The following is a 22,738-nucleotide window of genomic DNA, read 5'->3' as shown; positions in this document are numbered from 1 at the left end:
CAGGGACGGGGGAGGGACAAAGAAGAGCCGAGGAGACCCTCGTGGCAGTGGCCGCCGCCAAACGGGACCGAACCAAGTATCTGTATCTCGCCGTGATCGTGGCGGTGGGGCTCGGCATCCTGGTGGGCCTTGTCGCCCCGGATGCCGCCGTCGAGCTGAAGCCGATCGGGACCGGCTTCGTCAATCTCATCAAGATGATGATCTCGCCGATCATCTTCTGCACGATCGTGCTGGGGGTCGGCTCGGTACGCAAGGCGGCCAAGGTCGGCGCCGTCGGCGGCCTGGCCCTCGGCTACTTCCTGGTGATGTCGACCGTCGCCCTGGCCATCGGCCTGGTCGTCGGCAACATCCTGGAGCCCGGCTCCAGCCTCCACATCACCGAGGCGACCCGCGCCGCGGGCGAGGCGCAGGCGGGGGACAGCGAGTCCACCGCGGACTTCCTGCTCGGCATCATCCCCGACACGATGGTGTCGGCCTTCACCTCGGGCGAGGTCCTGCAGACCCTGCTCATCGCCCTGCTCGCGGGCTTCGCGCTCCAGGCCCTGGGATCGGCCGGTGAGCCCGTCCTGCGCGGAATCGGCCACCTCCAGCGGCTGGTCTTCCGCATCCTCGCCATGATCATGTGGCTGGCCCCGGTCGGCGCGTTCGGCGCGATGGCGGCCGTGGTCGGTGAGACCGGCGTGGACGCGCTGAAGTCCCTCGCCGTCATCATGGTCGGCTTCTACATCACCTGCGGGCTCTTCGTGTTCCTGATCCTGGGCACGATCCTGCGCCTGGTGGCCGGACTCAGCATCTTCTCCCTGCTGAAGTACCTCGGCCGGGAGTTCCTGCTCATCCTCTCCACCTCCTCGTCCGAGTCGGCCCTGCCCCGGCTGATCGCGAAGATGGAGCACATGGGCGTCAGCAAGCCCGTCGTCGGCATCACCGTGCCGACCGGCTACTCCTTCAACCTCGACGGCACCGCGATCTACCTCACGATGTCCTCGCTCTTCATCGCCAACGCGACGGGCGACCCACTGAGCATCAGCGAGCAGATCTCGCTGCTGGTCTTCATGGTGATCGCTTCCAAGGGCGCCGCGGGCGTCACCGGCGCCGGCCTCGCCACCCTCGCGGGCGGCCTCCAGTCGCACCGGCCCGAACTGGTCGACGGCGTCGGCCTGATCGTCGGCATCGACCGCTTCATGAGCGAGGCCCGCGCCCTGACGAACTTCGCGGGCAACGCGGTCGCCACGGTCCTGGTCGGCACCTGGACCAAGGAGATCGACCGGGAGCGGGTCGACCAGGTCCTCTCCGGGGCGCTGCCGTTCGACGAGACGATGCTTTCGGACGAGGGCCCCGCAGAGCCGCACGTCCCCGGGGCGAGGGGCGGCGGCGAGGAACAGCCCTCGCTCGCGAAGGCGTAGGACCCCCACGCGCGCGGGGCCGGTACGGAGCTTCCGTACCGGCCCCGCGCGCGTCCGCCCTCCAGCCGCCCTCGTACCTGCCTCGCCGCCCTTGCCCTGACGCGGACGTCAAGGATTACCGTCGGAACATGCGAATCGGGGAGCTGGCCGAGCGGGCCGGGACGACGACGCGGACTCTGCGCTACTACGAGTCGCGCGGGCTGCTGCCCACGCGGCGGGCGGAGAACGGGTACCGCACCTACGACGAGGGCGATCTGCGGCTGCTCCAGCAGATCCGGACCCTTCAGGACTTCGGGTTCGACCTGGAGGAGACCCGGCCCTTCGTCGACTGCCTGCGGGCCGGCCATCCGGCCGGCGACTCCTGCCCGGCGTCGCTGGCCGTCTACCGGCGCAAGCTCGGTGACCTGGACGCGCTCATCGGCCGGCTGCGGTCGGTCCGCACGGAGGTGGCCGCCCAGCTGGCCCGCGCCGAACTGGAGGCGTCCGCGGAACTGCCCGGCGGCCCCGAACCACGATGCGAACTGAACTGGGAGGACGACACATGATCCAGGTGGACGGCGTGGCCGAGGTCACCGACGAGACGTTCGACGCGGAGGTGCTGGGGGCCCCGCTCCCCGTGCTCGTCGAATTCACCGCCGACTGGTGCGGACCGTGCCGCCAGCTCGCCCCGGTGCTGGGGGCGATCGCCGCAGAGGAGGGCGAGCGCGTCAGGATCGTCCAGATCGATGTGGACCGGAACCCCGGGATCACCTCCAGGTACGCGGTGCTGGCGATGCCGACCCTGATGGTGTTCCGCTCGGGCGAGCCCGTGAAGTCGATGGTCGGCGCCCGGCCGAAGCGCCGGCTGCTCCAGGAGCTCGAAGAGGTGCTCCCGGCGGCGGTCTGAGAGGCCGTCGGGCAGTCTCCCGCCGGACTGTCCGACGGCCTGTGCGTCAGACCCCGCCCGGGGCGGGCCCGGACGCCTGCGCGACCCAGCAGGCGACCTCGGACTCCGCCGCCGCCCCCGGCGCCCGCAGCAGAACCGGCTCGTCGGTGCGGCAGCGGTCGACGGCGAGCGGGCAGCGCGGGTGGAACCGGCAGCCGGGCGGCGGGCTGCCGGGGTCCGGGACCTCGCCCGCCAGCGCCTCCGGCCGTGCGCCCCTGCCGTCCGGTACGGGAACGGCGGCCAGCAACGCCCGGGTGTAGGGGTGTCGCGGCGCGTTCCAGATCTCCTCCACCGCGCCTGTCTCGACGACCCGGCCCAGGTACATCACGACCACCCGGTCGGCCAGAGCGCCCACCACGGCGAGGTCGTGGGAGATGAAGGCGAGCGCGATCCCCTCCTCCCGGGAGAGGTCACGCAGCAGATTCGCCACGGCTGCCTGGGCCGACGCGTCCAGGGCGGAAACGGGTTCGTCGGCGACGATCATCTCCGGCCGGGAGGCGAGCGCACGGGCGATCGCCGCGCGCTGCCGCTGGCCCCCGGAGAACTCGTGGGGGTACTTGTCCGCCGCCCCGTCCGGCAGACCGACCCGGCGCAGTGCCTCGGCCGCCTCGCGGGCCGCCTCCGGGCTGCGGCGAGGGTGCCGGACGCCATGCGCCCGGTCGCGGGCGACCACCACCTCCCGGATCTGGGCGCCCACGGTACGGCGGGGGTTGAGCGAGGCGTTCGGATCCTGGAACACCATCTGGAGCGGCAGCAGGTCCGAGTCCCGGCGGCGCCGCCCCAGCGCGCCGATCCGCGCGCCGCGGAAGGAGACCGAGCCCGAGTGCGCGGGGGCGAGCCCGGTGACGGCACGCGCCAGCGTGGACTTGCCGCAGCCGGACTCGCCGACGATGCCGACGATCTCACCGGGGGCGACCTCCAGGCTGACCCCGGCCAGGGCCCGCATCGGGGGCTGCCCCTTGCGCGGGTACTCGACGACCACGTCGTCGACGCGCAGCAGTACAGCCGCCGCGGGGTCGGAACTCGGGCTCATGCTTTCCTCCCAGAGGGGGTGTCGCCCGTGGACCCGGATCCGGCCAGCACGCAGGCGACGGTACGGGTGGGCGAGAGGGACACCGGTGAGGGGCGGTCACGGTCGCAGCCGGCGAGCGCCGCCGAGCAGCGGGGATGGAACGGGCAGCCGGTGGGCAGCGCGCCGGCGGCGGGCGCCGAACCGGGAATGGGCCGCAGGGGCACCGCGTGGCCGACGGCCGAGCGCTGTCCCAGAGCGGTGTGCGGCAGGGCGCTCAGCAGCCCCTGTGTGTAGGGGTGCCGGGGCGCCCCGATGACCTCGCCCACCGTGCCGGTCTCGACGACCCGGCCCGAGTAGAAGACCACGATCCGGTCGGCCACGGAGGACAGGACGCCGAGGTCGTGCGTGACCATGGCGACGGCCATGCCGGTGTCGCGCCGCAGTTCGTCGAGGAGACCGACGATCCCCGCCTGGACGGTCACGTCGAGGGCGGTCGTCGGTTCGTCGGCGATCAGCAGGCGGGGCCCGCAGGCCAGGGCGGAGGCGATGGCGATGCGCTGGCGCATGCCGCCGGAGAACTGGTGCGGATAGCGGGCGGCGGCCGAGGCCCCGCCGGGGATGCGGACCAGGTCGAGCAGTTCGACCGCGCGGGCCGCCGCCTGTTTGCGGCCGATTCCCCGGTGCCGGCGGACATGGTCGGTGATCTGGCGGCCGACGGTGAGCATCGGGTGCAGCGCGGACGACGGGTCCTGGAAGACGACGGCGATCTCCCGGCCGCGGATGCCCTCCCACTCCTTGTCGGGCATGGCGACCAGCTCACGCCCGTCGTAGCGGACCGAACCGGTCACGGTGGCGCGTTCGGGGCCGAGGCCGACCAGGGTCATGCCCGTCACCGTCTTGCCGCTGCCGGACTCCCCGGCGATGCCGAGGATCTCCCCGGGGCGGACATCGAGGTCGACGCCGTCGACGAGCCGGATGCCGCCGCCGGCCCCGGGCAGGGTCACGGTCAGCCCACGTACCCGCAGCAGGGGTTCGGCCGCCGCGCCGGAACCGGCCGTCACGGGAGCCGTCGCCGTTCCGGTGCGGGCCGTGCCCGTACCCGCCCGGGAATCGAGCGGCGTGCCGGGACCGAGGAGGTTGTCGCGGCTCATGACCGTTCTCCAGCCGTCGAGAGCTTGGGGTCGAGCCGGTCCCGCAGAGCGTCCCCGAGGACGTTGAAGGCGACCACGACCGTGACGATGGCGAGCCCCGGGACGACCGCGAGCCACCACTGGTTGAAGTACTGCGAGGCCTCGGAGATCATCGATCCCCATTCGGCGGCCGGCGGCCTGGCACCGAGCCCGAGGAAGGACAGCCCGGCGAGCAGCAGGATCGCGCCGCCGACGTCGAGCATGGCCAGGACGAGGAGCGAGCCGGCGACGCCGGGCACCAGGTCCACCATGATCGAGCGGACCGAGCCGACCCCGGCGAGCCGGTTGGCGTGCACGAAGTCCGACTCGCGCAGCGAGAGCACGGTGGACCGCACCGTGCGCGCGTATCCGGGCCACCAGACGAGGGCACCCGCGAGGACGGAGTTGGGCAGTGACGGGCCGAGCGAGGCGGCCACCGCCATCGCCAGGATGATCACCGGGAAGGCGAAGACGACATCGGTGACGCGCATCAGCACCTCGTCGACCCAGCCGCCGAAGAACCCCGCGACGAGCCCGACGACCGTGCCGATCACGGCGGTCGCCGTGATGAGCAGCAGGCCGACCGGGACGGACAGCCTGGCGCCGTACAGCACGCGGGAGAGTACGTCGCGCCCGGCGGGGTCGGTGCCGAACCAGTGCGCGGAGGAGGCGCCTTCGAGGGGCACCGCGCCCTGGTCGAGCGGATCGTACGGCGCGAGCACGGGGGCCAGGAGGATGACGATCAGCCACAGGAGGAGTACGCCGACGGCGATGCCCTGTGCGGGGTTGCGGCGTGCCCAGCGCCAGGCGCCGGCCACCCGTCCCGTACGGCGGCCCGGTGCGGTGACCGGGGTGGGAATGGCGGTCATGAGAGGCGGATCCTCGGGTCGAAGGCGGCGTACAGCAGGTCGGCGACCAGGTTGACCACGACGAAGACCAGGGCGATGAGGATGGATACGCCCATCACGGCGGGCAGGTCGAGGTTGGTCGAGCTGCGGAAGGCGTACTGGCCGATGCCGTTCCAGGAGAACTGCTGCTCGATGTAGACGGTCGCGGCGAGCAGCAGGCTGAAGGAGAGGGTGGTGGCGGTGATCAGCTGGCCGGACGCCGAGCGGACCGCGTAGCCCCACAGAACACCACGCCCGCGCAGTCCCTTGGCCCGCCCGGCCTTGACGAAGTCGGACGACAGCGACTCCAGTACGGCGCTGCGGGTGAAGCGCAGCACCATGCCGATGACGGACAGGGCGAGGACCGAGGCCGGCAGGACGAGATGGGCGACGGCCGAGGCGAAGGCGTCCAGGTCGCCGGTCAGGAGTGCGTCGGCCGTGTAGAAGCCGGTGATCTGGTCCGGTGGATCGAGTGCGGGGGCGAGCCGCCCGGAGCCGGGCAGGACGCCGAGGTTCCTGACGAAGAGCACGGCGGCGACCATCCCGATCCAGAAGGTGGGCAGCGAGACGCCGGTGAGCGACAGGGTGCGGGCGGTCCGGTCGAGCCGGCCGCCGCGCCCCTTCGCGGCGAGCACACCGAACAGCACACCCACGACGAGGGCCATCACGGTGGCGACGACGACCAGTTCGAGGGTGGCGGGAAGCTTCTCGGCGAGGTCGTCCAGCACCGGGCGCTGGGTCTGCTGCGAGGTACCCAGGTCTCCGGTGAGCAGCTTGCCGAGGTAGGAGGCGTACTGCACCGGCAGGGACCGGTCGAGGCCCTGGTCGGCACGGTAGCGGGCGACGATCTCCGGATCGTCGAGGGCGCGCTGGCCGAGGTTGGCGGTGGCCGGATCCGCCGGTACGACGGAGCTGAGCAGGAAGGTCACCAGAGTGACGCCGAAGACGATCAGCACCGAGGAGGCGACGCGGCGCAGTGCGTACGCCAGCAGGGGCGGCATCCTGCGGCGGGCACGGGGAGCGTCCGGCGCGGGAACCGGGGGGCCCGCCGGGGCGAGGGCCGTTCCGGGGACGGTGCCGGGGGCGGTGTCGGTCATCGGGTCACCCCTCCGAGCGGCCGAGCGCGGCCAGATCGAGGTAGTAGAGCGGGTTGCGGACCAGTCCGCTGACCTCGGACGAGGCGACGGTGACGAAGTTCGGCTCCAGGAGCGGGACGAAGGGGCCGTCCTCGTTCATCGCGCGGTTCCACGCCGTGTAGGCGGTGAGCCGCTCCCGCTCGTCGACCGATCCGTAGGCCTCCTTCGTGAGCGCGGCGAGCCGGGGGGCCTCCTTCGCCGGCCAGTGCACCCGCTTGGAGAGGAAGTCGCCGGGCGCGAAGCCGAGGACGTTCTGCGGGTCGAGGTAGTCCGGCGGGTAGGACCACAGGGCGAGCTGTGTCCTGCCGTCCACGTACCGCTGCAGGGAGGTCGACGTCGGTGAGGGGCGGAGCGTGACGGAGATGCCGATCTTCCCCAGGTCGCTCTGGACGCGCTGGGCCATGACGCCGTAGTCGAGGCCGGCCAGCCGGTGGTAGTCACTGGCGTAGTCGAGGGTCAGCTCGATCTTCTTCAGACCCTGTTCCTTCTTGGCCTTCTCGACGAGGGCGCGGGCCGCCCGGAGGTCGTGGGTGGCGGCGTCAGCCTTGCCGAGTCCTCCGGTGAAGACGGTCGGCAGGATGCCGGTGGCCTGGGTGGAGCCGGGTCCGGCGATCTCGGCGAGGCCCTGGTAGTCGATGCCGAGCCGGATGGCCTTCCGCACGTCGTCGGAGGCGGTGGGGAGGTTCTTCGCGCGGCTGACCGCGAGGTAGAGCACCTCGGCCGCCCGGCTGTTGTCGACGGTGAGGTTGCCGCCGTGCAGGCCCTTGGTCTGCAGCGCCGAGATGTCGAGGGCGATCTGTGAGTCACCCGACTGCACCCCGAGCAGCTGCTGCTGGGCCGACGGCACGTTCCGGATGATCACCCTGGGGTACGCCGGCGCGTCACCGGCGTACTCCGGGTTGGTCTCCAGGACGATCTGCGAGGAGTTGCTGTAGCTCTTCAGCCGGTACGGCCCGGAGCCCGCGGACGCCGTGTTCAGCCAGGCCTCGGCCGAGTCCTCGGTGACCGCGTTCTTCGCGTCGGTGCCGCCGTGCGCGCGTACCGCGTCGGCGTTGAGCACCCCGAACTGCGGGGTGACGAGCATGGCGGGCACATCGGCGCGGGGGGCCTCGGTGGTGAGGACGACGGTCCGCGCGTCCTTGGCCTCGACGGAGATCCCGGCCATCAGGAAGGCGGGGCTGGCGTCCACGTGGCGCAGCCGGTCGAAGGAGAAGACGACGTCGCCCGCCTCGACGGGGGTGCCGTCGGAGAACCTGGCGTCGTCCCGCAGCGTGAACGTCCAGGACTGCCCGTCCTCGGAGTTCGACCACGACGAGGCCAGGCCGGGCACGGGCGTACGCAGGTCGTCGCCGCGGTAGGTGGTCAGCGTCTCGTACAGGGCGTGGTCGACGAGGTAGTCGGTGGGCTGGTAGACGCGGGCCGGGTCGATGGACTTGGCGTTGAAGGCCGTGTCGACGACGAGGGTGTGGCGCGCCGTCTCCACGGAGACGCCGGCGGTCGCGCAGGAGGTGAGCGAGGCCGTCAGGGCGGCGGCCAGGGCCAGCGCGGTGGGGGTACGCCGCCGGGGCCGGGCCGGCGGGGCGCCCGCCGGCGGACTGCTGAAGCGGTGGGTCATCGGAGTCTCCGCTCGGAGAGACGGGCAGGGAGGAGGCGGGGGAAGCCGCTCCTGGGCGGCATCCCGGGGTGGGGCACGCCCCGGGTGCGTCCGGCAGTCGGGAGGCGCCCTCGGCGGGCGGGCCCGGCGGGTGACCCCGCCGGGCCGGGTGGTCAGGCCGAGGCGGGCACGGGCGGCGGGCCGGCCTGGAGGTCCACGTCGATGGTCTGCCGGTACAGGCGCAGCCAGTTGCCGCCGCACAGCTTCTCGACCTCGGCGGCCGAGAAGCCGGCTCTGGCCAGCCCGGCGGGGATGCTGCCGAACTGGGCGGCCGTCTCGAACCACTCCGGGTCCGGCACGACCGGCGACTGGCCGGGCTTGCCCGCCCCGTACTCGGGTCCGCGCGTCCAGTGGCCCTTGCGCATCTCCACCATGTGTTCCTCGGTGAGGAAACGCCCGAGATCGGACCCGACGCCGACGTGGTCGACACCGATCCGCTCCACGGTGCGGGCGACCAGCTCGCACCAGCTGTCGACGCTCTCGCACCACTGGCCGGCGATGTTCGGGTACATGGTCAGGCCGAGCACGCCGCCCCGTTCGGCGAGTGCGTCGATGACCTCGGGCCGCTTGTTCCGGGCGTGGTCGAAGAACTCGCGCGGATTGGCATGGTTGACCGCCACCGGGACGGCCGAGGCGTGGATCGCGTCGTACGAGGTCCGGTCACCGACGTGGGAGCAGTCGACGAGGACTCCGCAGCGGTTCATCTCCTCGACGGCGTTGCGGCCGAAGCGGGTCAGACCGGCGTCGGTGGTCTCGTAGCAGCTCGCGCCCAGGGTGTTCTGGATGTTGTACGTGAGCTGCATGACCCGCAGGCCCATGCGGGCGAACAGCTCGACGTAGTCGAGCCGGTCCTCGATCGGGGACGCGTTCTGGGTCCCCATGAGGACGGCGGTACGGCCCTCGGCGGCAGCCGCCTCGATATCGGCCGTGGAGTACGCGATCCGTATGAGGTCGGCGTTGTCGCGCTCCATTCCGTACCAGTCGGCGAGGGCCTGCATGGTCTCCGCCGCGTTCTCCCAGAACGCGATGGTGTTGGTCACGCAGTCCACGCGCCCGGCGCGCAGCTCCTCGAAGACCGTCCGGTTGAAGACGCCGCACTCAAGTCCGTCGATGTTCATCGCTGTTCTCCGTCGTCGGTGGATGTGATGGCGGTGCCGCCGACGAAGTCGACGTCGTCGGTGAGGTCGGGTTCGATCACACCGTTCTCGTCGACGGCGGTCGCGCCGGCGTGCTTGAGAGAGGTCACCGACTCGGTGGACAGCGCCTTGGCGGAGTCCTCGAACAGCGACCACCACAGGGCGGTGGGGGTCTCCACCCCGGTGCGTACCGCGCGGGCCGCGGGCAGTGAGCCGGTGAGCGGCAGAAGGCGCAACAGCTGCGGTTCGTCGGGCAGTTCGGGTGTACGGCGTTCCATGACGAGGAGCACGCCGTCGCCTGCCAGGGCCTCGGGCAGCGGGGGCAGACCGGCGGCGTGCGCGGTCTCCGCGCCGGCGTCCGTCACCGTGATGACCACGCCCCGGTCGGTGCCCTGGTGCTCCAGCACGGCGGCCAGCGCGGGGTGTCCGATGCGCCCGGCCCACAGGGTGACCCGTTCCGCGGGTACTGCCTGGAGCAGGTCGAGGAGTGCGGGGGCGACGACCAGGGCGCTCTGGCCGAGGCAGTCGACCACGAGCGCGCCCGCCGTCTCGGCGGCGATCTCCACCCGGCCGGAGTTCTCGCGGTCCGCCTCGCCCAGCCCGTCGGCCAGGAACTGGAGTGCGGGCAGCCCGGCGGCCTGGGCGTGCAGCACCAGGTCGCGCACGGCGGGGACGGCGCCGAGCGCGAGGCCCTGGGCCTGGAGCAGGCGCTCCGTGACGAGCCGCAGTTCGCGCGGTGACAGCCGGAGGGTCTCCCGGTCGGAGGCGTTCTGCCAGGTGCGGCCGAGGCGGTCGGCGTCGCCGTCGTGCCCGGAACCGCGGGCGAGCGTGGCGGAGGTCATCGGGAGGCTCCGTTCGAGGTGGCGGGTGCGTCGAGGACGGCGGTGTCGGCGGGGCGCGGTACGGCGGGCCAGAACCACGGGCCGCCCTCGTCGGCACCCCCCAGGTCGGCCGCGGTGGGAGCACCCTGGAAGATCACGCCCCGAAGGTCCCGGCCCAAGTAGTCCTTGGTGCGTTCCAGGCCGTAGAGGGCGGCGTTCGCCAGCCGGATGATCCGGGCGGGCACGAAGGCGGCGTCGCGGATGTTCGTGTGGGGCACGGCGTACGGGAGCCCCGCCAGGGACTGGAGGCGTTCGACGGCTCCCCGCAGCTCGGGGCGGCGGGCCAGCAGCCGTCCGACGGGCAGAGCGGGGTCCTCGGCGGCGAGTACGCCGTCGAGGTGCTGGACCATGCCGGGTACGTCCACGCCGAGATCGACGCTGCCCTCGGGGAGTTCGGCGGTGGCGCCGCACCGGGGCTCCTCCGCGGACCGGGACTTGTACCAGGTGTTGGCGACCGCGCCGGGGGCGGTGCGGTCGACCGCGAGGGCCCAGGCGTAGCGGTCGGCGAGCAGCGCGCGCAGCTCACCTGCGGCCATCGAGCCGTCCCGGCGGAACGTCTCGTCGACGGTGAGCTCCGCCGCGAGCCGGTCGGACTCCGCCGGGTCCAGCTCGGTGAGCACGGAGTTGACCACCTCGGCGGCTTCGGCGCAGACGTCCTCGACGCCGTCGACCAGCTCGCCCACGGTGGGCACCCGGCCGTCCGCCTCGGCCGCGGCGGCGTGCCCGGGGATGGCGTCGAGCACGCGTCGCAGGTCGGCGACGATCCGCTCTGACGGGGTGAAGCAGGTGTACTCGTTGGCGTCTTCGCTCTGGTATCGGACGGCCCGCTCCAACAGGGCGGCCAGCGTGTCCCGCACGCTGGAACCGGGTGCCGCCGCGAGGCCGCGGGCGTGGGCGAGGGCCTGCTCGCGCAGCGAGATCCAGCGGTCCACGAGCACCGGGTGGTTGCCCACCCACAGCACCAGACCGAGCGCGGAGCTGTTGCCGACGCCGAGGAAGCGGCGCACCTGCGGGTCGAGGGCCACGGCCGTGTCCGAGCGCCGGGCGGCCAGCGCCTCGACCAGGTCGGCGCTCAGCTCGCGCATCAGGTAGGCCGACAGCAGCTGAGCGTGGTACGGGACCGCCAAGGGGTGATCGTCGCCGTACGCCAGGAAGCTGCGGGTGCCGAACGTGCCGTTTCCGTCCAGGCCGATATTGCGCATCAGATAGCCGACCCGGGCGAGTGCGGCGGTGTCGGGCTGCCGCCCCCCTGCCAGCGCCTCCACGACGTGCTCGAAAACGCGCAGCGAACGGTTGGCGCGGCACCACGTGAGTGTGTGCCGGGTGGCGCGTCCGTGGTAGAGGCGGGGCATCTCGTTGCGGGTGTGCTCGACGTCCTCCGCGGTGGCGGGACCGTCGAGGAGGGCACCCATCATGTCCCAGCCCAGGTCGAAGATGCGCAGGGTGCGCTCCTGGGACGAGGGCGGGAAGGCGAAGGCCACGAAGTCCATCACCCGGTCCGGTGCGTGGATGCGGTAGACGGCCTCACCGCTGCCGTCCGTCCCGACGGTCAACGAGCGGCGCTCCACGCGCCAGTGCTCGCGGAGCATGCGGTTGACCAGGGAGCGGGCCGACGACAGACGCCCGGCCTGGAGGGCGGCGAGGGCAGCCGGGGTCATGATCTCGGCGGCGGGCCGGCCGCCCGGCCGGGCCGGGGTGGGCTGTGGTGCCACGGGTGGTTCCTTTCGTGCGGGTCACGCGGCGCGCGTCCGCCGCGGGGCGGCGGCGGTCGTCGGCGGACCGGTGGGGCGACGGAGCGGGTCGCGGCCGGTAGGCGGAGGCGGAGAAGAACGGCCCCTGCCAGGCACGCGGAGAACGTTCGGGTGGGTCGCGGCCGCTGGGGGCCGGCCGCAGGAGTGACGCGTCGCGGCGCGGGCACAGCGGGGCACGCCCCGGCCGGGGCGGTGGTGCCGCGGCGAGCGGTGCTGGGGCCGGAGAGGGGGGAGGCGCCGGGTGAAGCGGGCGGTGTGAAGCGGATTCCGAAGCAGAGTCAGGTCAGGGATCGGAGCGGGCGATCACCTGCTTCCGGAGACGATCTTGGTGACGCGGTCCGCGCAGGCCACGGTGTCGGCGGCCGCCGCCTCCGCGTCGAAGCGGACCATCGGGCCGACCACGGACAGGGCCGCCATCGCCCGACGCCTGGCGTCGAAGACCGGGGCCGCCACGGCGACCGTCGGCTCCAGCCGGTTCGGCAGTGAGATCGCGTAGCCGTTGTGCCGGATGTGCTCCAGCTCGGCGTCACCCGCCGTGGCCACGCCCGCGTCCCGCAGCGCCTCCAGGTCGTGCGGGAGCGCCCAGGCGGTGAGTACCCGCCCGGAGGCGGTGTCCGAGATCGGCATCCGGGCCTCGATCCGGGAATCGACACGCAGCAGACGGTCCACCTCGACCCGTTGGACGATCCGCGCCGAGTCGCCGTCGAGGACGGCCAAGGACACCGTCTCGTCGACCAGGGCCGCCAGTTCCTCCATCGCCGCGGTGGCCCGGTGGCCGAGTCCGGCCTGGGCGAACGCGGCGTCGGAGAGCCTGGAGACACGGAGGCTGAGCCGGTAGGTCCCGTCCTCCGCCTGCTCCGCCCAGCCGCCCGCGCACAGCGTCACCAGCTGCCGGTGCACATAACCGCGGCTGCCTCCCGTGCGACGGGCGAGATCGGAGACGCCCACGCCCTGCGGCTCGTCGGCAAGGGCGGCGAGAACCTCCAGCGTCTTGAGCGAGGAAGTGAGGATCTGAGTAACCACTGCGCTGTCTCCTATAAGAGGACACTGTCTCCGATCGAGATGCGTCACTTAAACACCGCACTCGGAGGGCCGTCAATGGTCGTCCGAGGAAAAACATCAGACACCCCATCAGATGCATAGCTGGCGGGAGTTTGCCTTTGAATTCACCTTCTGCACGGCCATTGGCCTAGGAATACAAGAATCCAGAGGGTGTGGTGCACGCCTTGCCCGCGTCTTCCATACGGAGACGTCCGAAGCACCGGCGTACTGCCGGAGTGGTCCGGACCTCGATCCGCACGGCCTCCGCCCGAGTCCGCGGAGTGGCGCGCGCCCCCTCAACACCGCGGAAACATTGATGTACGGTCCACTCGCATGCGCACCCGACTAGTTCTCGCGTGGACCTCGGCGGTGACCGCCGCACTCGCTGTCGCCGCCGCGGCCGGCCCCGTGGCAGCCTCCCCGGCCGGTCGCGTGTCCGTGACGCCGACGGCCCGCTGCCCCCAACTCTCCGACGCACTCCCCTGGTACGGCGACAACCGCGCCCGGTTGCAGCGCGTGATCGACGAGCGCGGCAGCTGCCGCGGCAGGGGCGGACCACGCCCGGTCGCGGCGTTCGACTGGGACAACACCATCACCAAGAACGACGTCACCGACGCCACCATCAGCTGGTCCCTGCGGCACGACAAGATCCTCCGGCCCGCCCGCTGGAAGGACACCAGCAAGTGGCTGACCGACACCGCGGACAAGGCCCTCACCGAGGCCTGCGGCACGGACGTCGCGGTGGGAGCGCCCCTGCCCACCTCCACCGACGCCCGCTGCGCCGACGAGATCCTCCAGATCCGCGAGGACGGCACCACGATGAGCGGCGAGGCCGCCTTCGCGGGGGAGTGGAACCACCGGCGCACGGTTCCGCAGTACGCCTGGGTGCCCCAGCTGTTCGCCGGCCACACCGTCCCCGAACTGCGTGCGTACACGGCGGCCGCCCGCGCGGAGGCCCTCGCCGCGCCCGTCGGCGCGACCCGCACCGTCGGCACCCACGTCCTCCCGGCCTACGTGCGGTACTACGAACAGCAGCGCGACCTCGTCCGTACGCTCCAGCAGGCCGGGTTCGACGTCTGGATCGTCTCGGCGGGTTCGGAGCCGGTCACCGAGGTCTGGTCGCGCGGCATCGGAATCGACCGCGCGCACACCGTCGCCATCCGCTCCGTCCTCGACCGCGAGGGCCGCATCACGACCAGGAACGAGGGCTGCGGCGGGACGGGCGTCACCGAGGGCGAGGCCATCCCGTACATCGACGGCAAGCGCTGCTGGATCAACCAGGAGATCTACGGGATCAAGGGCCGGGCCGCCTGGCACCGGCAGGCCCCGGACCGGCGGATCACGCTCGGCGGTGGTGACGCCGACACCGACGTGACGTTCGTCGGTGACGCCACCGGAGCGCACCTCGTGCTCAACCGCAACAAGAACGAGGTGATGTGCCGTGCCTACGACAACGCCGACGGCCGCTGGGTCGTGAACCCGATGTTCATCGAGCCGCTGCCCCGCAGGACCACGGCCTACCCCTGCGCGACCGCCGCCCGCACCGAGCCCGACGGCTCCTTCGGCCCCGTGCGGCGCGGCGACGGCAGCGTCGTACCCGACCAGCGGGACACGGTCTACTGACGCGGGACCGGCACGGCAGGAGAACGGCGGCGGCCCCGGGGGGGACCCCCCGGGGCCGCCGCCGTTCTGTCAGGCGGGCCGCAGCCACACCGTCGCGAGCGGCGGGAGCGTCAGGGTCACGCTCGCCTCCCTGCCGTGGAACGGTACGGCCTCCGGCTTCAGCGGTTCCTCGTTGCGCACGTCGCCGCCCCCGTACCGCCCCGCGTCCGTGTTCAGCACCACCACCCAGGACGCCGGTCCGTCCGGCACCCCGATGCGGTAGTCGTGCCGCACCACCGGGGAGAAGTGCGAGACGGCGATCAGCGGTGATCCGTCCCCGTCGTACCGGACGAACGCGAACACGTTGTCCTCCGCGGCGTGCCCCTCCACCCAGGCGAAGCCCTCCGGGACCGTGTCACGCTGCCAGAGCGAGGGCGTCGAGCCGTACACCGTGTTCAGATCGCTGACCAGGGTCCGTACGCCCCGGTGGTCGCTCTCCGCGGCGTACGAGGGATCGAGCAGCCACCAGTCGGGGCCGTGGCCCTCCGACCACTCGGCCCCCTGGGCGAACTCCTGGCCCATGAACAGGAGTTTCTTCCCGGGGTGGGCCCACATGAAGCCGAGGTAGGCGCGGTGGTTGGCGCGCTGCTGCCACCAGTCGCCCGGCATCTTGCTGACCAGGGACCGCTTGCCGTGCACGACCTCGTCGTGCGAGATCGGCAGCACGTAGTTCTCGCTGTACGCGTACACCATCGAGAAGGTCATCTCGTTGTGGTGGTACTTGCGGTGCACCGGCTCCTTCGACACGTACTCCAGCGAGTCGTGCATCCAGCCCATGTTCCACTTCAGCCCGAAGCCGAGCCCGCCGAAACCGCCCGGACCGACGTGGTGCGTGGCGCGGGTGACGCCGTCCCAGGCGGTGGACTCCTCGGCGATGGTGACGACGCCGGGGCTGCGCCGGTAGACCGTGGCGTTCATCTCCTGGAGGAAGGCGACGGCGTCCAGGTTCTCCCGGCCGCCGTGCTCGTTCGGGGACCACTCGCCCTCCTCGCGCGAGTAGTCGAGGTAGAGCATCGAGGCGACGGCGTCCACCCGCAGCCCGTCGATGTGGAACTCCTCGCACCAGTAAGTGGCGTTGGAGACAAGGAAGTTGCGTACCTCGGTGCGGCCGTAGTCGAATTCGAGCGTGCCCCAGTCCGGATGCGCGGCCCGCTGCGGGTCCGAGTGCTCGTACAGCGGCCGGCCGTCGAACTCCGCGAGCGCCCACTCGTCGCGCGGGAAGTGCGCGGGCACCCAGTCGACGAGGACGCCGATCCCGGCCCGGTGCAGCGCGTCGACCAGGAAGCGGAAGTCGTCCGGCGGGCCCATCCGGGAGGTCGGGGCGTAGAAACCGGTCACCTGATAGCCCCAGGAGCCGCCGAAGGGGTGCTCGGAGACCGGCATCAGCTCCACGTGCGTGAACCCCAGATCGCGCACGTACGCGGGAAGCTGCTCCGCGAGCTGGCGGTAGGTGAGGCCGGGCCGCCAGGACGGCAGGTGCACCTCGTAGACGGACAGCGGCGCCTCGTGGACCGGGACGTCCCCGCGACGGGCCATCCACTCCTGGTCCCGCCAGACGTGGTGCGCGGCCGTCACGACCGAGGCGTTGGCGGGCGGGACCTCGGCCTGGCGGGCCATCGGGTCGGCGCGCAGCGTGTGCGTGCCGTCCGGGCGGCAGATGTCGAACTTGTAGAGGGCGCCCTCCCCGATCGCGGGCAGGAACAGCTCCCACACTCCGGTCGAGCCGAGCGAACGCATCGGGAAGCCGGTGCCGTCCCAGTAGTTGAAGTCGCCGGAGACGCGTACCCCGCGGGCGTTGGGGGCCCAGACGGTGAACCGGGTACCGGTGACGCCCTGGTGCTCCATCGGCCGGGCACCCAGCGCGGTCCACAGCTCCTCGTGCCGGCCCTCGCCGATCAGGTGCAGGTCGAGGTCGCCGAGCGCGGGCAGGAAGCGGTACGGGTCATGGATCTCGATCTCGTTGTCCGGGTAGCCGACCAGGAGCTGGTACTCGGGGACCGCCGGCATCGGCAGGAGTCCGGAGAAGAAGCCGTCGCCGTCGTCGTGCAGCTGGGCCCTGAGCCCCTTCGCCAGCACGGTGACCGTCCGTGCGAAGGGCCGCAGCACCCGGAAGGCGACACCGCCGCGGATCTGGTGCGCGCCGAGCAGGTCGTGCGGGGCGTGGTGCTCGCCCGCCAGCAGCCGGGCCCGGTCCCCGTCGTCCAGTGGGCGGGCCGGGCGGACCCCCTGACCGCCGCCGGCCCGGCGTGGCCGGGGCGGAGCCGCCGCCCGCTTCGCCCGCTTGACGGGAGCGGATGCCGAAGCGGCTGCGGACGTGGAGGCGGCGGCAGGGGAGGGCGTGGGCGCGACGGACGGGGCCGCGTCCGGTGCCGGCATCGGCGTGGTGACCGGCTCCGGGGCCGGCGCGCTCGCCTCCAGCGGTCCGAGGGTGCCGGTCGCCGGGCCCGCGGCGCCGTCGGCGTGCTCGGCGGAAGCGGCTGCGGACGCGGACGCGGCTGCGGGCGCGCCTGGCGTGGCCTCAGAGGTGCTCGTGGCGGGGGCGGGGGCTTTGCGGGAGGGCTTGCGGGCGGTCACAGGGACAGCCTCCTCGGGGGTGTGGACGGGGGCGGGTGGGGCGGGAGGGCGGCGGACCGGGTGCGGGCCGGTCCGCGCGGCGGGGGTCAGCCGGCGGCGGCGAGGCGGTGGATCGCGGCCATCGGGACCGGCAGCCAGTCGGGCCGGTGCCGTGCCTCGTACAGCACCTCGTACACCGCCTTGTCGGTCTCGTGGGCCCGCAGCAGCTCTGGTTCGGCTCGCGGATCGACGCCGGAGGCGGCGGCGTAGCCGTCGCAGTAGGCGGAGCGGCAGCGGGCCGCCCAGTCGGCGTTCCAGGGCCGGTGCGAGCGGGCCGCGTAGTCGAAGGACCGGAGCATGCCGGCGATGTCGCGCACCGGTGGCTGCGGGCTGCGGCGCTCGGTGAGCGGGCGGGCCGGTTCGCCCTCGAAGTCGATCAGCGACCAGAATCCGTCGGCCCCGCGCAGGGTCTGGCCGAGATGGAGATCGCCGTGCACCCGCTGGGCCGCCCAGCTCCGTCCCCGGTGGCCCAGCGCCGTCACGGCGTCGAACGCGGCGCGCAGCCCCGGGACGTACGGCACCAGCTCCGGCACCGCGTGGGCGGCCGCCTCCAGCCGCCGCACCATACCGGCGGCCTGCTCCTCGCTCTCGCCCCGGCGCAGCGCCGGAGTGGGCAGCGCCGCGGCGAGCGCGGTGTGCACCTCTGCGGTGGCCCGCCCCAGCGCGTGGGCCTCGGGGCCGAAGTCGTCGCCCGTCGCGAGCGCGCGCAGGGCGAGCTGCCAGCCGTCCTGCGCGCCGCTCAGGAAGGGCTGGAGCACCCCGAGCGTGAGGGGCTCGGGAACGGCCGACTCGAACCAGGCGACGGGGGCCGGAACGCGCCCGCACCCCTCGCGGGAGAGCGCGAGGGGAAGCTCCAGATCGGGGTTGGTGCCCGGGAAGACCCGGCGGAAGATCTTGAGGATGTAGGCGTTGCCGTAGACGAGCGAGGAGTTGGACTGCTCGGTGTCCAGCACCCGGGGCGCGAGACCGGCCGGGACCGGGGCGGTGCCCCGGCCGAACCGGAGCGCGCCGAGCGCGCCGGGGGTGCGCAGCCGCTCCAGCAGCAGGGCGGCGAGGCGCGGGTCGTGCAGCCCGTCGTAGACGGTCAGCCCGGCCAGCGGGCCTTCCGTCACATGGCCGATGAGGGCGGGGGCCAGCCGGGTCGGCAGCGTGGGCCGTACGCCGAGCAGCAACTGGTAGCTGTCGACGGGCGGCTGGGCGGGCATGGTGGGCTGATGGACCCGGACCAGCAGGTGCAGGAGTCCGGGGCCGGTACCGGTGGCGGCGGTGTCGCCGGACTTCTCGACCGGCAGTATCTCGGTCGCCGACACGAGCGAGAAGGCCGTGATCGGCCGTCCCTTGCCCGCGAACCAGCGCTGCCGGGGCAGCCAATCGTGGAGCAGCGGTCCGAGAGACGGGAGCAGGGCTGTGCTGTTCGCCAGGGTGACCTGAGCGGATGCAGCCTCCGACATGGCATCGCGTCCTTTCCCCGGGCACACCACAGGATGCGAAGAGTGTCCCGGATTGCGGCTTTGGCTGTCCGGCTGTGCGGGACGTGTCGGGTCAGGATGGTCCGTACGGACTCGACTCGGAGGGAACGAAACGCCAGGAGGATCCAGGAAGGGTCCTGAAGGGCTCGATATGGGTGGAGAGTGCCCCGTGCGGAGCGGCGGAAACCGCCCCGCACCAGAGCCCGTGCGCCTTCCGCCGGTCAGCTCGGCGGCGCGTCCTTGCGGAGGCGGAACCAGTAGAAGCCGTGTCCGGCGAGAGTCAGCAGGTAGGGCCACTGGCCGACGGCGGGGAAGCGCACCCCGCCGATCAGCTCCACCGGATGGCGCCCGCTGAAGGACCGCAGATCCAGCTCCGTCGGCTGCGCGAACCGTGAGAAGTTGTGCACGCACAGCACGAGGTCGTCCCCGTGCTCACGGGTGAAGGCGAGCACCGCGGGGTTGGACGAGGGCAGTTCGGTGTACGAGCCGAGGCCGAACGCCGGGTTCTGCTTGCGGATCTCGATCATCCGGCGCGTCCAGTGCAGCAGCGAGGACGGCGAGGCCATCGCCGCCTCGACGTTGGTGACCTGGTAGCCGTAGACCGGGTCCATGATCGTGGGCAGGAAGAGCCGGCCCGGGTCGCTGGAGGAGAAGCCGGCGTTCCGGTCGGGCGTCCACTGCATCGGGGTGCGTACGGCGTCCCGGTCGCCCAGCCAGATGTTGTCGCCCATCCCGATCTCGTCCCCGTAGTAGAGGATCGGCGAGCCGGGCAGCGACATCAGCAGGGCGGTGAACAGCTCGATCTGGTTGCGGTCGTTGTCCAGCAGGGGTGCCAGGCGCCGCCTGATACCGATGTTGGCCCGCATCCGCGGATCCTTGGCGTACTCCGCGTACATGTAGTCGCGTTCTTCGTCCGTGACCATTTCGAGCGTCAGCTCGTCGTGGTTGCGCAGGAAGATCCCCCACTGGCAGCCGGACGGGATCGCCGGTGTCTTGGCCAGGATTTCGGAGACCGGGTAGCGGCTCTCGCGGCGTACGGCCATGAAGATCCGCGGCATCACGGGGAAGTGGAACGCCATGTGGCACTCGTCGCCGCCCGCCCGGTAGTCGCCGAAGTAGTCGACGACGTCCTCCGGCCACTGGTTGGCCTCCGCGAGCAGCACGGTGTCCGGGTAGTTGGCGTCGATCTCCTTGCGGACCCGCTTGAGGAAGCCGTGGGTCTCCGGGAGGTTCTCGCAGTTGGTGCCCTCGCGCTGGTAGAGGTACGGCACGGCGTCGACCCGGAAGCCGTCGATGCCGAGGTCCAGCCAGAACCGCAGGGCGGAGATGATCTCCTCCTGCACGGCCGGGTTCTCGTAGTTGAGGTCGGGCTGGTGCGAGAAGAACCGGTGCCAGTAGTACTGCTTGCGCACCGGGTCGAAGGTCCAGTTGGACGTCTCGGTGTCGACGAAGATGATCCGGGCGTCCTGGAACTGCTTGTCGTCGTCGGCCCAGACGTAGTAGTCGCCGTACGGCCCGTCGGGGTCGGTACGGGACTGCTGGAACCAGTCGTGCTGGTCGCTGGTGTGATTCATGACGAAGTCGATGATCACGCGCATCCCGCGCTGGTGCGCGGCGTCGACGAACTCGACGAAGTCGGCGAGGTCACCGAACTCGGGGAGTACGGCGGTGTAGTCCGAGACGTCGTAACCGCCGTCGCGCAGCGGTGACTTGAAGAACGGCGGCAGCCAGAGGCAGTCGACGCCCAGCCACTGGAGGTAGTCCAGTTTGGACGTGATGCCCTTCAGATCTCCGATGCCGTCGCCGTTGGAGTCCTGGAAGGAACGGACGAGTACCTCGTAGAAGACGGCTCGCTTGAACCAGTCGGGATCGCGGTCCTTGGCCGGGGTGTCCTCGAACGTGTCGTGGACGGGCTCATTGACGATCATGGTGTGGGTGACCCTCCGGTCGGCGGGGACGGTCGCAGGACGGCGATGTGCGCGGGCGTGACGCCCGGCTCCAGACGCACATAGAAGGTCCTGCCCCAGTGATAGGAAGTGCCGGTGAGCTCGTCGCGCACCGGCACGCTCTCGTGCCGGTCGAGGCCGAGTTGCGGCATGTCCAACGAGACGGTCGCCTCCTGGGTGTGGTGCGGGTCGAGGTTGACGACCATCAGAACGATGTTCGAACCCGACCGCTTGCTGTACACGATCAGGGCGTCGTTGTCGGACGAGTGGAAGTGCACGTCACGCAGTTGCTGCAGCGCCGGGTGGCGGCGCCGGATCCGGTTGAGCGTGGTGATGAGCGGGGCCAGCGACCGGCCCTCGCGCTCGGCGGCCTCCCAGTCCCTGGGCCGGATCTCGTACTTCTCCGAGTCGAGGTACTCCTCACTGCCGCTGCGGATCGGGGTGTTCTCGCAGAGCTCGTACCCCGCGTACACCCCCCAGGCCGGGGAGAGTGTCGCCGCGAGCACCGCCCGTGCCTCGAAGGCGGGCCTGCCGCCGTCCTGGAGGTATCCGGGGAGGATGTCGGGGGTGTTCACGAAGAAATTGGGCCGCATGAAGGAGGCCGTCCCGGTGGAAAGCTCCGTCACGTACTCGGTGATTTCCTGCCGGCTGTTCCGCCAGGTGAAGTACGTATACGACTGCTGGAATCCGATGGTGGCGAGGGTGTGCATCATCGCGGGACGGGTGAATGCCTCGGCCAGGAAGATCACATCGGGATCGGTTCCGTTGATCTCGGAGATCACCTTCTCCCAGAAGATCACCGGTTTGGTGTGCGGATTGTCCACGCGGAAGATCCGAACTCCGTGATCCATCCAGAAGCGCAGGATACGCACGGACTCCGTGACAATTCCGTGGAGATCCTTGTCGAAGGCGATCGGATAGATGTCCTGGTATTTCTTGGGAGGATTCTCCGCGTAGGCGATGGAGCCGTCCGCCCGGTGCTGAAACCAATCGGGATGTTCCGTGACCCACGGATGGTCGGGGGAGCACTGGAGGGCGAAATCCAGCGCGATCTCCATGCGCAGGTTCCGGGCCGTCTCCACGAAATGGCCGAAGTCGTCGAGAGTGCCGAGATCGGGGTGCACGGCGTCGTGGCCGCCCTCGGCCGAGCCGATCGCCCAGGGCACCCCGACATCGTGCGGGGCGGGCGAGAGGGAGTTGTTCGGGCCCTTGCGGTGGGTGGTCCCGATCGGGTGGATCGGTGGCAGGTACACCACGTCGAAGCCCATCGCCGCGACCGCCGGGAGCCGTTCCGCAGCCGTCCGGAAGGTGCCGCTGACGATCCGGGGAGGCTGCGCCGCGGCGGCCCGCGCCTTGGCCGAGCGGCCCTTCCCGGCGGGCTTCGCCGGTACGGCCGGTTCGGTCCTGGCGCCCTCCGAGCGGGGGAACATCTCGTACCAGGAGCCGTACAGGGCACGCCGGCGCTCGACGACGAGCGGCAGCGGCCGCGAGGCGGTGACCAGCTCACGCAGCGGATGGCGGTCCAGCGCGGCCGCCGCCTCCGGGGTGAGCGCGGCGGCCAGCCGGGCGGCGGCCGGACGGGAGGTGTCGCGCAGGGCGTCGACCGCGGCCAGCACCGCCTCGCGGCCGTCCCGCTTGGGCACGCCCTCCGCGGCCCGCTCGTACAGCTCGGCGCCCTCGGCCAGGACGAGCGCCGTGTCGATCCCCGCCGGGATCTTGATCCGCGCGGTGTGCCGCCAGGTGGCCACCGGATCGCTCCAGGCCTCGACCGTGTACGTCCAGCGGCCCTCGGTACCGGGCGTCACGTCCGCGCCCCAGCGGTCGGTGCCCGGGGCGAGTTCGCGCATCGGCGTCCAGGGGCCGGGGCGCCCGTTCGGGTCCAGCAGGACGACATTGGCCGAGACCGCGTCATGACCCTCGCGGAAGACGGTCGCCGAGACCTCGAAGGTCTCGCCGGAAACCGCCTTGGCGGGCCTTCTTCCGCAATCGACGAGCGGGCGGACGTCGAGGACGGGAATGCGACCGATCATGAAATCACCTGGGGACTGGAGCT

17 protein-coding genes are annotated in these 22,738 nt (G+C 71.8%); 4 read left to right on the top strand and 13 right to left on the bottom strand.

Translation table 11 applies throughout. The features are described from left to right. Positions 1 to 41: 41 nt before the first annotated feature. From ACIP89_RS12535 to trxA, 3 genes are all read left to right on the top strand, one after another. Complete coding sequence (locus ACIP89_RS12535) at positions 42 to 1,403, top strand: cation:dicarboxylate symporter family transporter (RefSeq protein ID WP_402114739.1); 1,362 nt, start codon at positions 42 to 44, stop codon at positions 1,401 to 1,403. Between the two features lie 128 nt (positions 1,404 to 1,531). Further along, positions 1,532 to 1,948 (top strand): MerR family transcriptional regulator, encoded by a 417-nt coding sequence (locus tag ACIP89_RS12530; RefSeq protein WP_401928013.1) that lies wholly within the window; start codon positions 1,532 to 1,534, stop codon positions 1,946 to 1,948. Then, entirely contained in the window at positions 1,945 to 2,289 is a 345-nt protein-coding gene (gene trxA / locus ACIP89_RS12525) for a thioredoxin (RefSeq protein WP_402114738.1), read from the top strand. The genes ACIP89_RS12530 and trxA overlap by 4 nt, the downstream gene beginning before the upstream one ends. 46 nt (positions 2,290 to 2,335) lie before the next feature. On the opposite strand, the gene ACIP89_RS12520 is transcribed toward trxA, so the two are convergent. From ACIP89_RS12520 to ACIP89_RS12480, 9 genes are all read right to left on the bottom strand, one after another. Beyond that, positions 2,336 to 3,361 (bottom strand): ABC transporter ATP-binding protein, encoded by a 1,026-nt coding sequence (locus tag ACIP89_RS12520; protein ID WP_402114736.1) that lies wholly within the window; start codon positions 3,359 to 3,361, stop codon positions 2,336 to 2,338. Beyond that, a complete protein-coding gene (locus tag ACIP89_RS12515; RefSeq protein WP_402114734.1) occupies positions 3,358 to 4,491 on the bottom strand; it encodes an ABC transporter ATP-binding protein in 1,134 nt (377 codons plus the stop codon). Before ACIP89_RS12515 ends, ACIP89_RS12520 begins: the two co-directional genes overlap by 4 nt. Next, the gene (locus ACIP89_RS12510) at positions 4,488 to 5,378 is read right to left on the bottom strand and encodes an ABC transporter permease (protein WP_401920256.1); all 891 of its coding nucleotides are present in this window, start codon (positions 5,376 to 5,378) and stop codon (positions 4,488 to 4,490) included. Before ACIP89_RS12510 ends, ACIP89_RS12515 begins: the two co-directional genes overlap by 4 nt. Next, positions 5,375 to 6,493, bottom strand: a complete 1,119-nt coding sequence (locus ACIP89_RS12505) for an ABC transporter permease (RefSeq protein WP_401928021.1) — start codon at positions 6,491 to 6,493, stop codon at positions 5,375 to 5,377. Before ACIP89_RS12505 ends, ACIP89_RS12510 begins: the two co-directional genes overlap by 4 nt. 4 nt (positions 6,494 to 6,497) lie before the next feature. Then, the gene (locus tag ACIP89_RS12500) at positions 6,498 to 8,147 is read right to left on the bottom strand and encodes an ABC transporter substrate-binding protein (protein WP_402114731.1); all 1,650 of its coding nucleotides are present in this window, start codon (positions 8,145 to 8,147) and stop codon (positions 6,498 to 6,500) included. A gap of 152 nt (positions 8,148 to 8,299) precedes the next feature. Further along, positions 8,300 to 9,304, bottom strand: a complete 1,005-nt coding sequence (locus ACIP89_RS12495) for a membrane dipeptidase (RefSeq protein WP_401920249.1) — start codon at positions 9,302 to 9,304, stop codon at positions 8,300 to 8,302. Beyond that, positions 9,301 to 10,164, bottom strand: coding sequence for a hypothetical protein (locus ACIP89_RS12490; RefSeq protein ID WP_402114730.1), 864 nt, complete (start codon positions 10,162 to 10,164; stop codon positions 9,301 to 9,303). Before ACIP89_RS12490 ends, ACIP89_RS12495 begins: the two co-directional genes overlap by 4 nt. Continuing rightward, the gene (locus tag ACIP89_RS12485; protein ID WP_402114727.1) at positions 10,161 to 11,915 is read right to left on the bottom strand and encodes a hypothetical protein; all 1,755 of its coding nucleotides are present in this window, start codon (positions 11,913 to 11,915) and stop codon (positions 10,161 to 10,163) included. The genes ACIP89_RS12490 and ACIP89_RS12485 overlap by 4 nt, the downstream gene beginning before the upstream one ends. A gap of 342 nt (positions 11,916 to 12,257) precedes the next feature. Further along, a complete protein-coding gene (locus tag ACIP89_RS12480) occupies positions 12,258 to 12,977 on the bottom strand; it encodes an IclR family transcriptional regulator (RefSeq protein ID WP_401920242.1) in 720 nt (239 codons plus the stop codon). 351 nt (positions 12,978 to 13,328) lie between these two features. Here ACIP89_RS12480 and ACIP89_RS12475 point away from each other — a divergent pair, with 351 nt between their 5' ends. Then, the gene (locus ACIP89_RS12475; RefSeq protein WP_401920240.1) at positions 13,329 to 14,618 is read left to right on the top strand and encodes a haloacid dehalogenase-like hydrolase; all 1,290 of its coding nucleotides are present in this window, start codon (positions 13,329 to 13,331) and stop codon (positions 14,616 to 14,618) included. 69 nt (positions 14,619 to 14,687) lie between these two features. Here ACIP89_RS12475 and glgB read toward each other — a convergent pair whose 3' ends face one another. The 4 genes from glgB to ACIP89_RS12455 form a co-directional block, all read right to left on the bottom strand. Beyond that, the gene (glgB, locus tag ACIP89_RS12470; protein ID WP_402114724.1) at positions 14,688 to 17,231 is read right to left on the bottom strand and encodes a 1,4-alpha-glucan branching enzyme; all 2,544 of its coding nucleotides are present in this window, start codon (positions 17,229 to 17,231) and stop codon (positions 14,688 to 14,690) included. An 86-nt stretch (positions 17,232 to 17,317) separates the two neighbouring features. After that, the gene (locus ACIP89_RS12465) at positions 17,318 to 18,721 is read right to left on the bottom strand and encodes a maltokinase (RefSeq protein ID WP_401920235.1); all 1,404 of its coding nucleotides are present in this window, start codon (positions 18,719 to 18,721) and stop codon (positions 17,318 to 17,320) included. Between the two features lie 239 nt (positions 18,722 to 18,960). After that, positions 18,961 to 20,667 carry a maltose alpha-D-glucosyltransferase gene (gene treS, locus ACIP89_RS12460; RefSeq protein WP_401920233.1) on the bottom strand — a complete coding sequence of 569 codons (1,707 nt, stop codon included), beginning with the start codon at positions 20,665 to 20,667 and terminating at the stop codon, positions 18,961 to 18,963. Further along, the gene (locus tag ACIP89_RS12455; protein ID WP_402114721.1) at positions 20,664 to 22,715 is read right to left on the bottom strand and encodes an alpha-1,4-glucan--maltose-1-phosphate maltosyltransferase; all 2,052 of its coding nucleotides are present in this window, start codon (positions 22,713 to 22,715) and stop codon (positions 20,664 to 20,666) included. The genes treS and ACIP89_RS12455 overlap by 4 nt, the downstream gene beginning before the upstream one ends. Between the last annotated feature and the right edge of the window lie 23 nt (positions 22,716 to 22,738).

The sequence above is a fragment of the Streptomyces sp. NPDC088730 genome (assembly GCF_044751215.1).
Lineage (GTDB): Bacteria > Actinomycetota > Actinomycetes > Streptomycetales > Streptomycetaceae > Streptomyces.
The sequence above is the reverse complement of the archived record's forward strand: the minus strand, read 5'-3'. Positions and strand labels throughout refer to the sequence as shown.

Bases quoted from the DNA above. Each gene is read 5' to 3' on its own strand.
- ACIP89_RS12530 (WP_401928013.1), top strand. From the start codon at position 1,532: ATGCGAATCGGGGAGCTGGCCGAGCGGGCCGGGACGACGACGCGGACT.
- trxA (WP_402114738.1), top strand. From the start codon at position 1,945: ATGATCCAGGTGGACGGCGTGGCCGAGGTCACCGACGAGACGTTCGAC.
- ACIP89_RS12520 (WP_402114736.1), bottom strand. From the start codon at position 3,361: ATGAGCCCGAGTTCCGACCCCGCGGCGGCTGTACTGCTGCGCGTCGAC.
- ACIP89_RS12515 (WP_402114734.1), bottom strand. From the start codon at position 4,491: ATGAGCCGCGACAACCTCCTCGGTCCCGGCACGCCGCTCGATTCCCGG.
- ACIP89_RS12510 (WP_401920256.1), bottom strand. From the start codon at position 5,378: ATGACCGCCATTCCCACCCCGGTCACCGCACCGGGCCGCCGTACGGGA.
- ACIP89_RS12505 (WP_401928021.1), bottom strand. From the start codon at position 6,493: ATGACCGACACCGCCCCCGGCACCGTCCCCGGAACGGCCCTCGCCCCG.
- ACIP89_RS12500 (WP_402114731.1), bottom strand. From the start codon at position 8,147: ATGACCCACCGCTTCAGCAGTCCGCCGGCGGGCGCCCCGCCGGCCCGG.
- ACIP89_RS12495 (WP_401920249.1), bottom strand. From the start codon at position 9,304: ATGAACATCGACGGACTTGAGTGCGGCGTCTTCAACCGGACGGTCTTC.
- ACIP89_RS12490 (WP_402114730.1), bottom strand. From the start codon at position 10,164: ATGACCTCCGCCACGCTCGCCCGCGGTTCCGGGCACGACGGCGACGCC.
- ACIP89_RS12475 (WP_401920240.1), top strand. From the start codon at position 13,329: ATGCGCACCCGACTAGTTCTCGCGTGGACCTCGGCGGTGACCGCCGCA.
- ACIP89_RS12465 (WP_401920235.1), bottom strand. From the start codon at position 18,721: ATGTCGGAGGCTGCATCCGCTCAGGTCACCCTGGCGAACAGCACAGCC.
- treS (WP_401920233.1), bottom strand. From the start codon at position 20,667: ATGATCGTCAATGAGCCCGTCCACGACACGTTCGAGGACACCCCGGCC.
- ACIP89_RS12455 (WP_402114721.1), bottom strand. From the start codon at position 22,715: ATGATCGGTCGCATTCCCGTCCTCGACGTCCGCCCGCTCGTCGATTGC.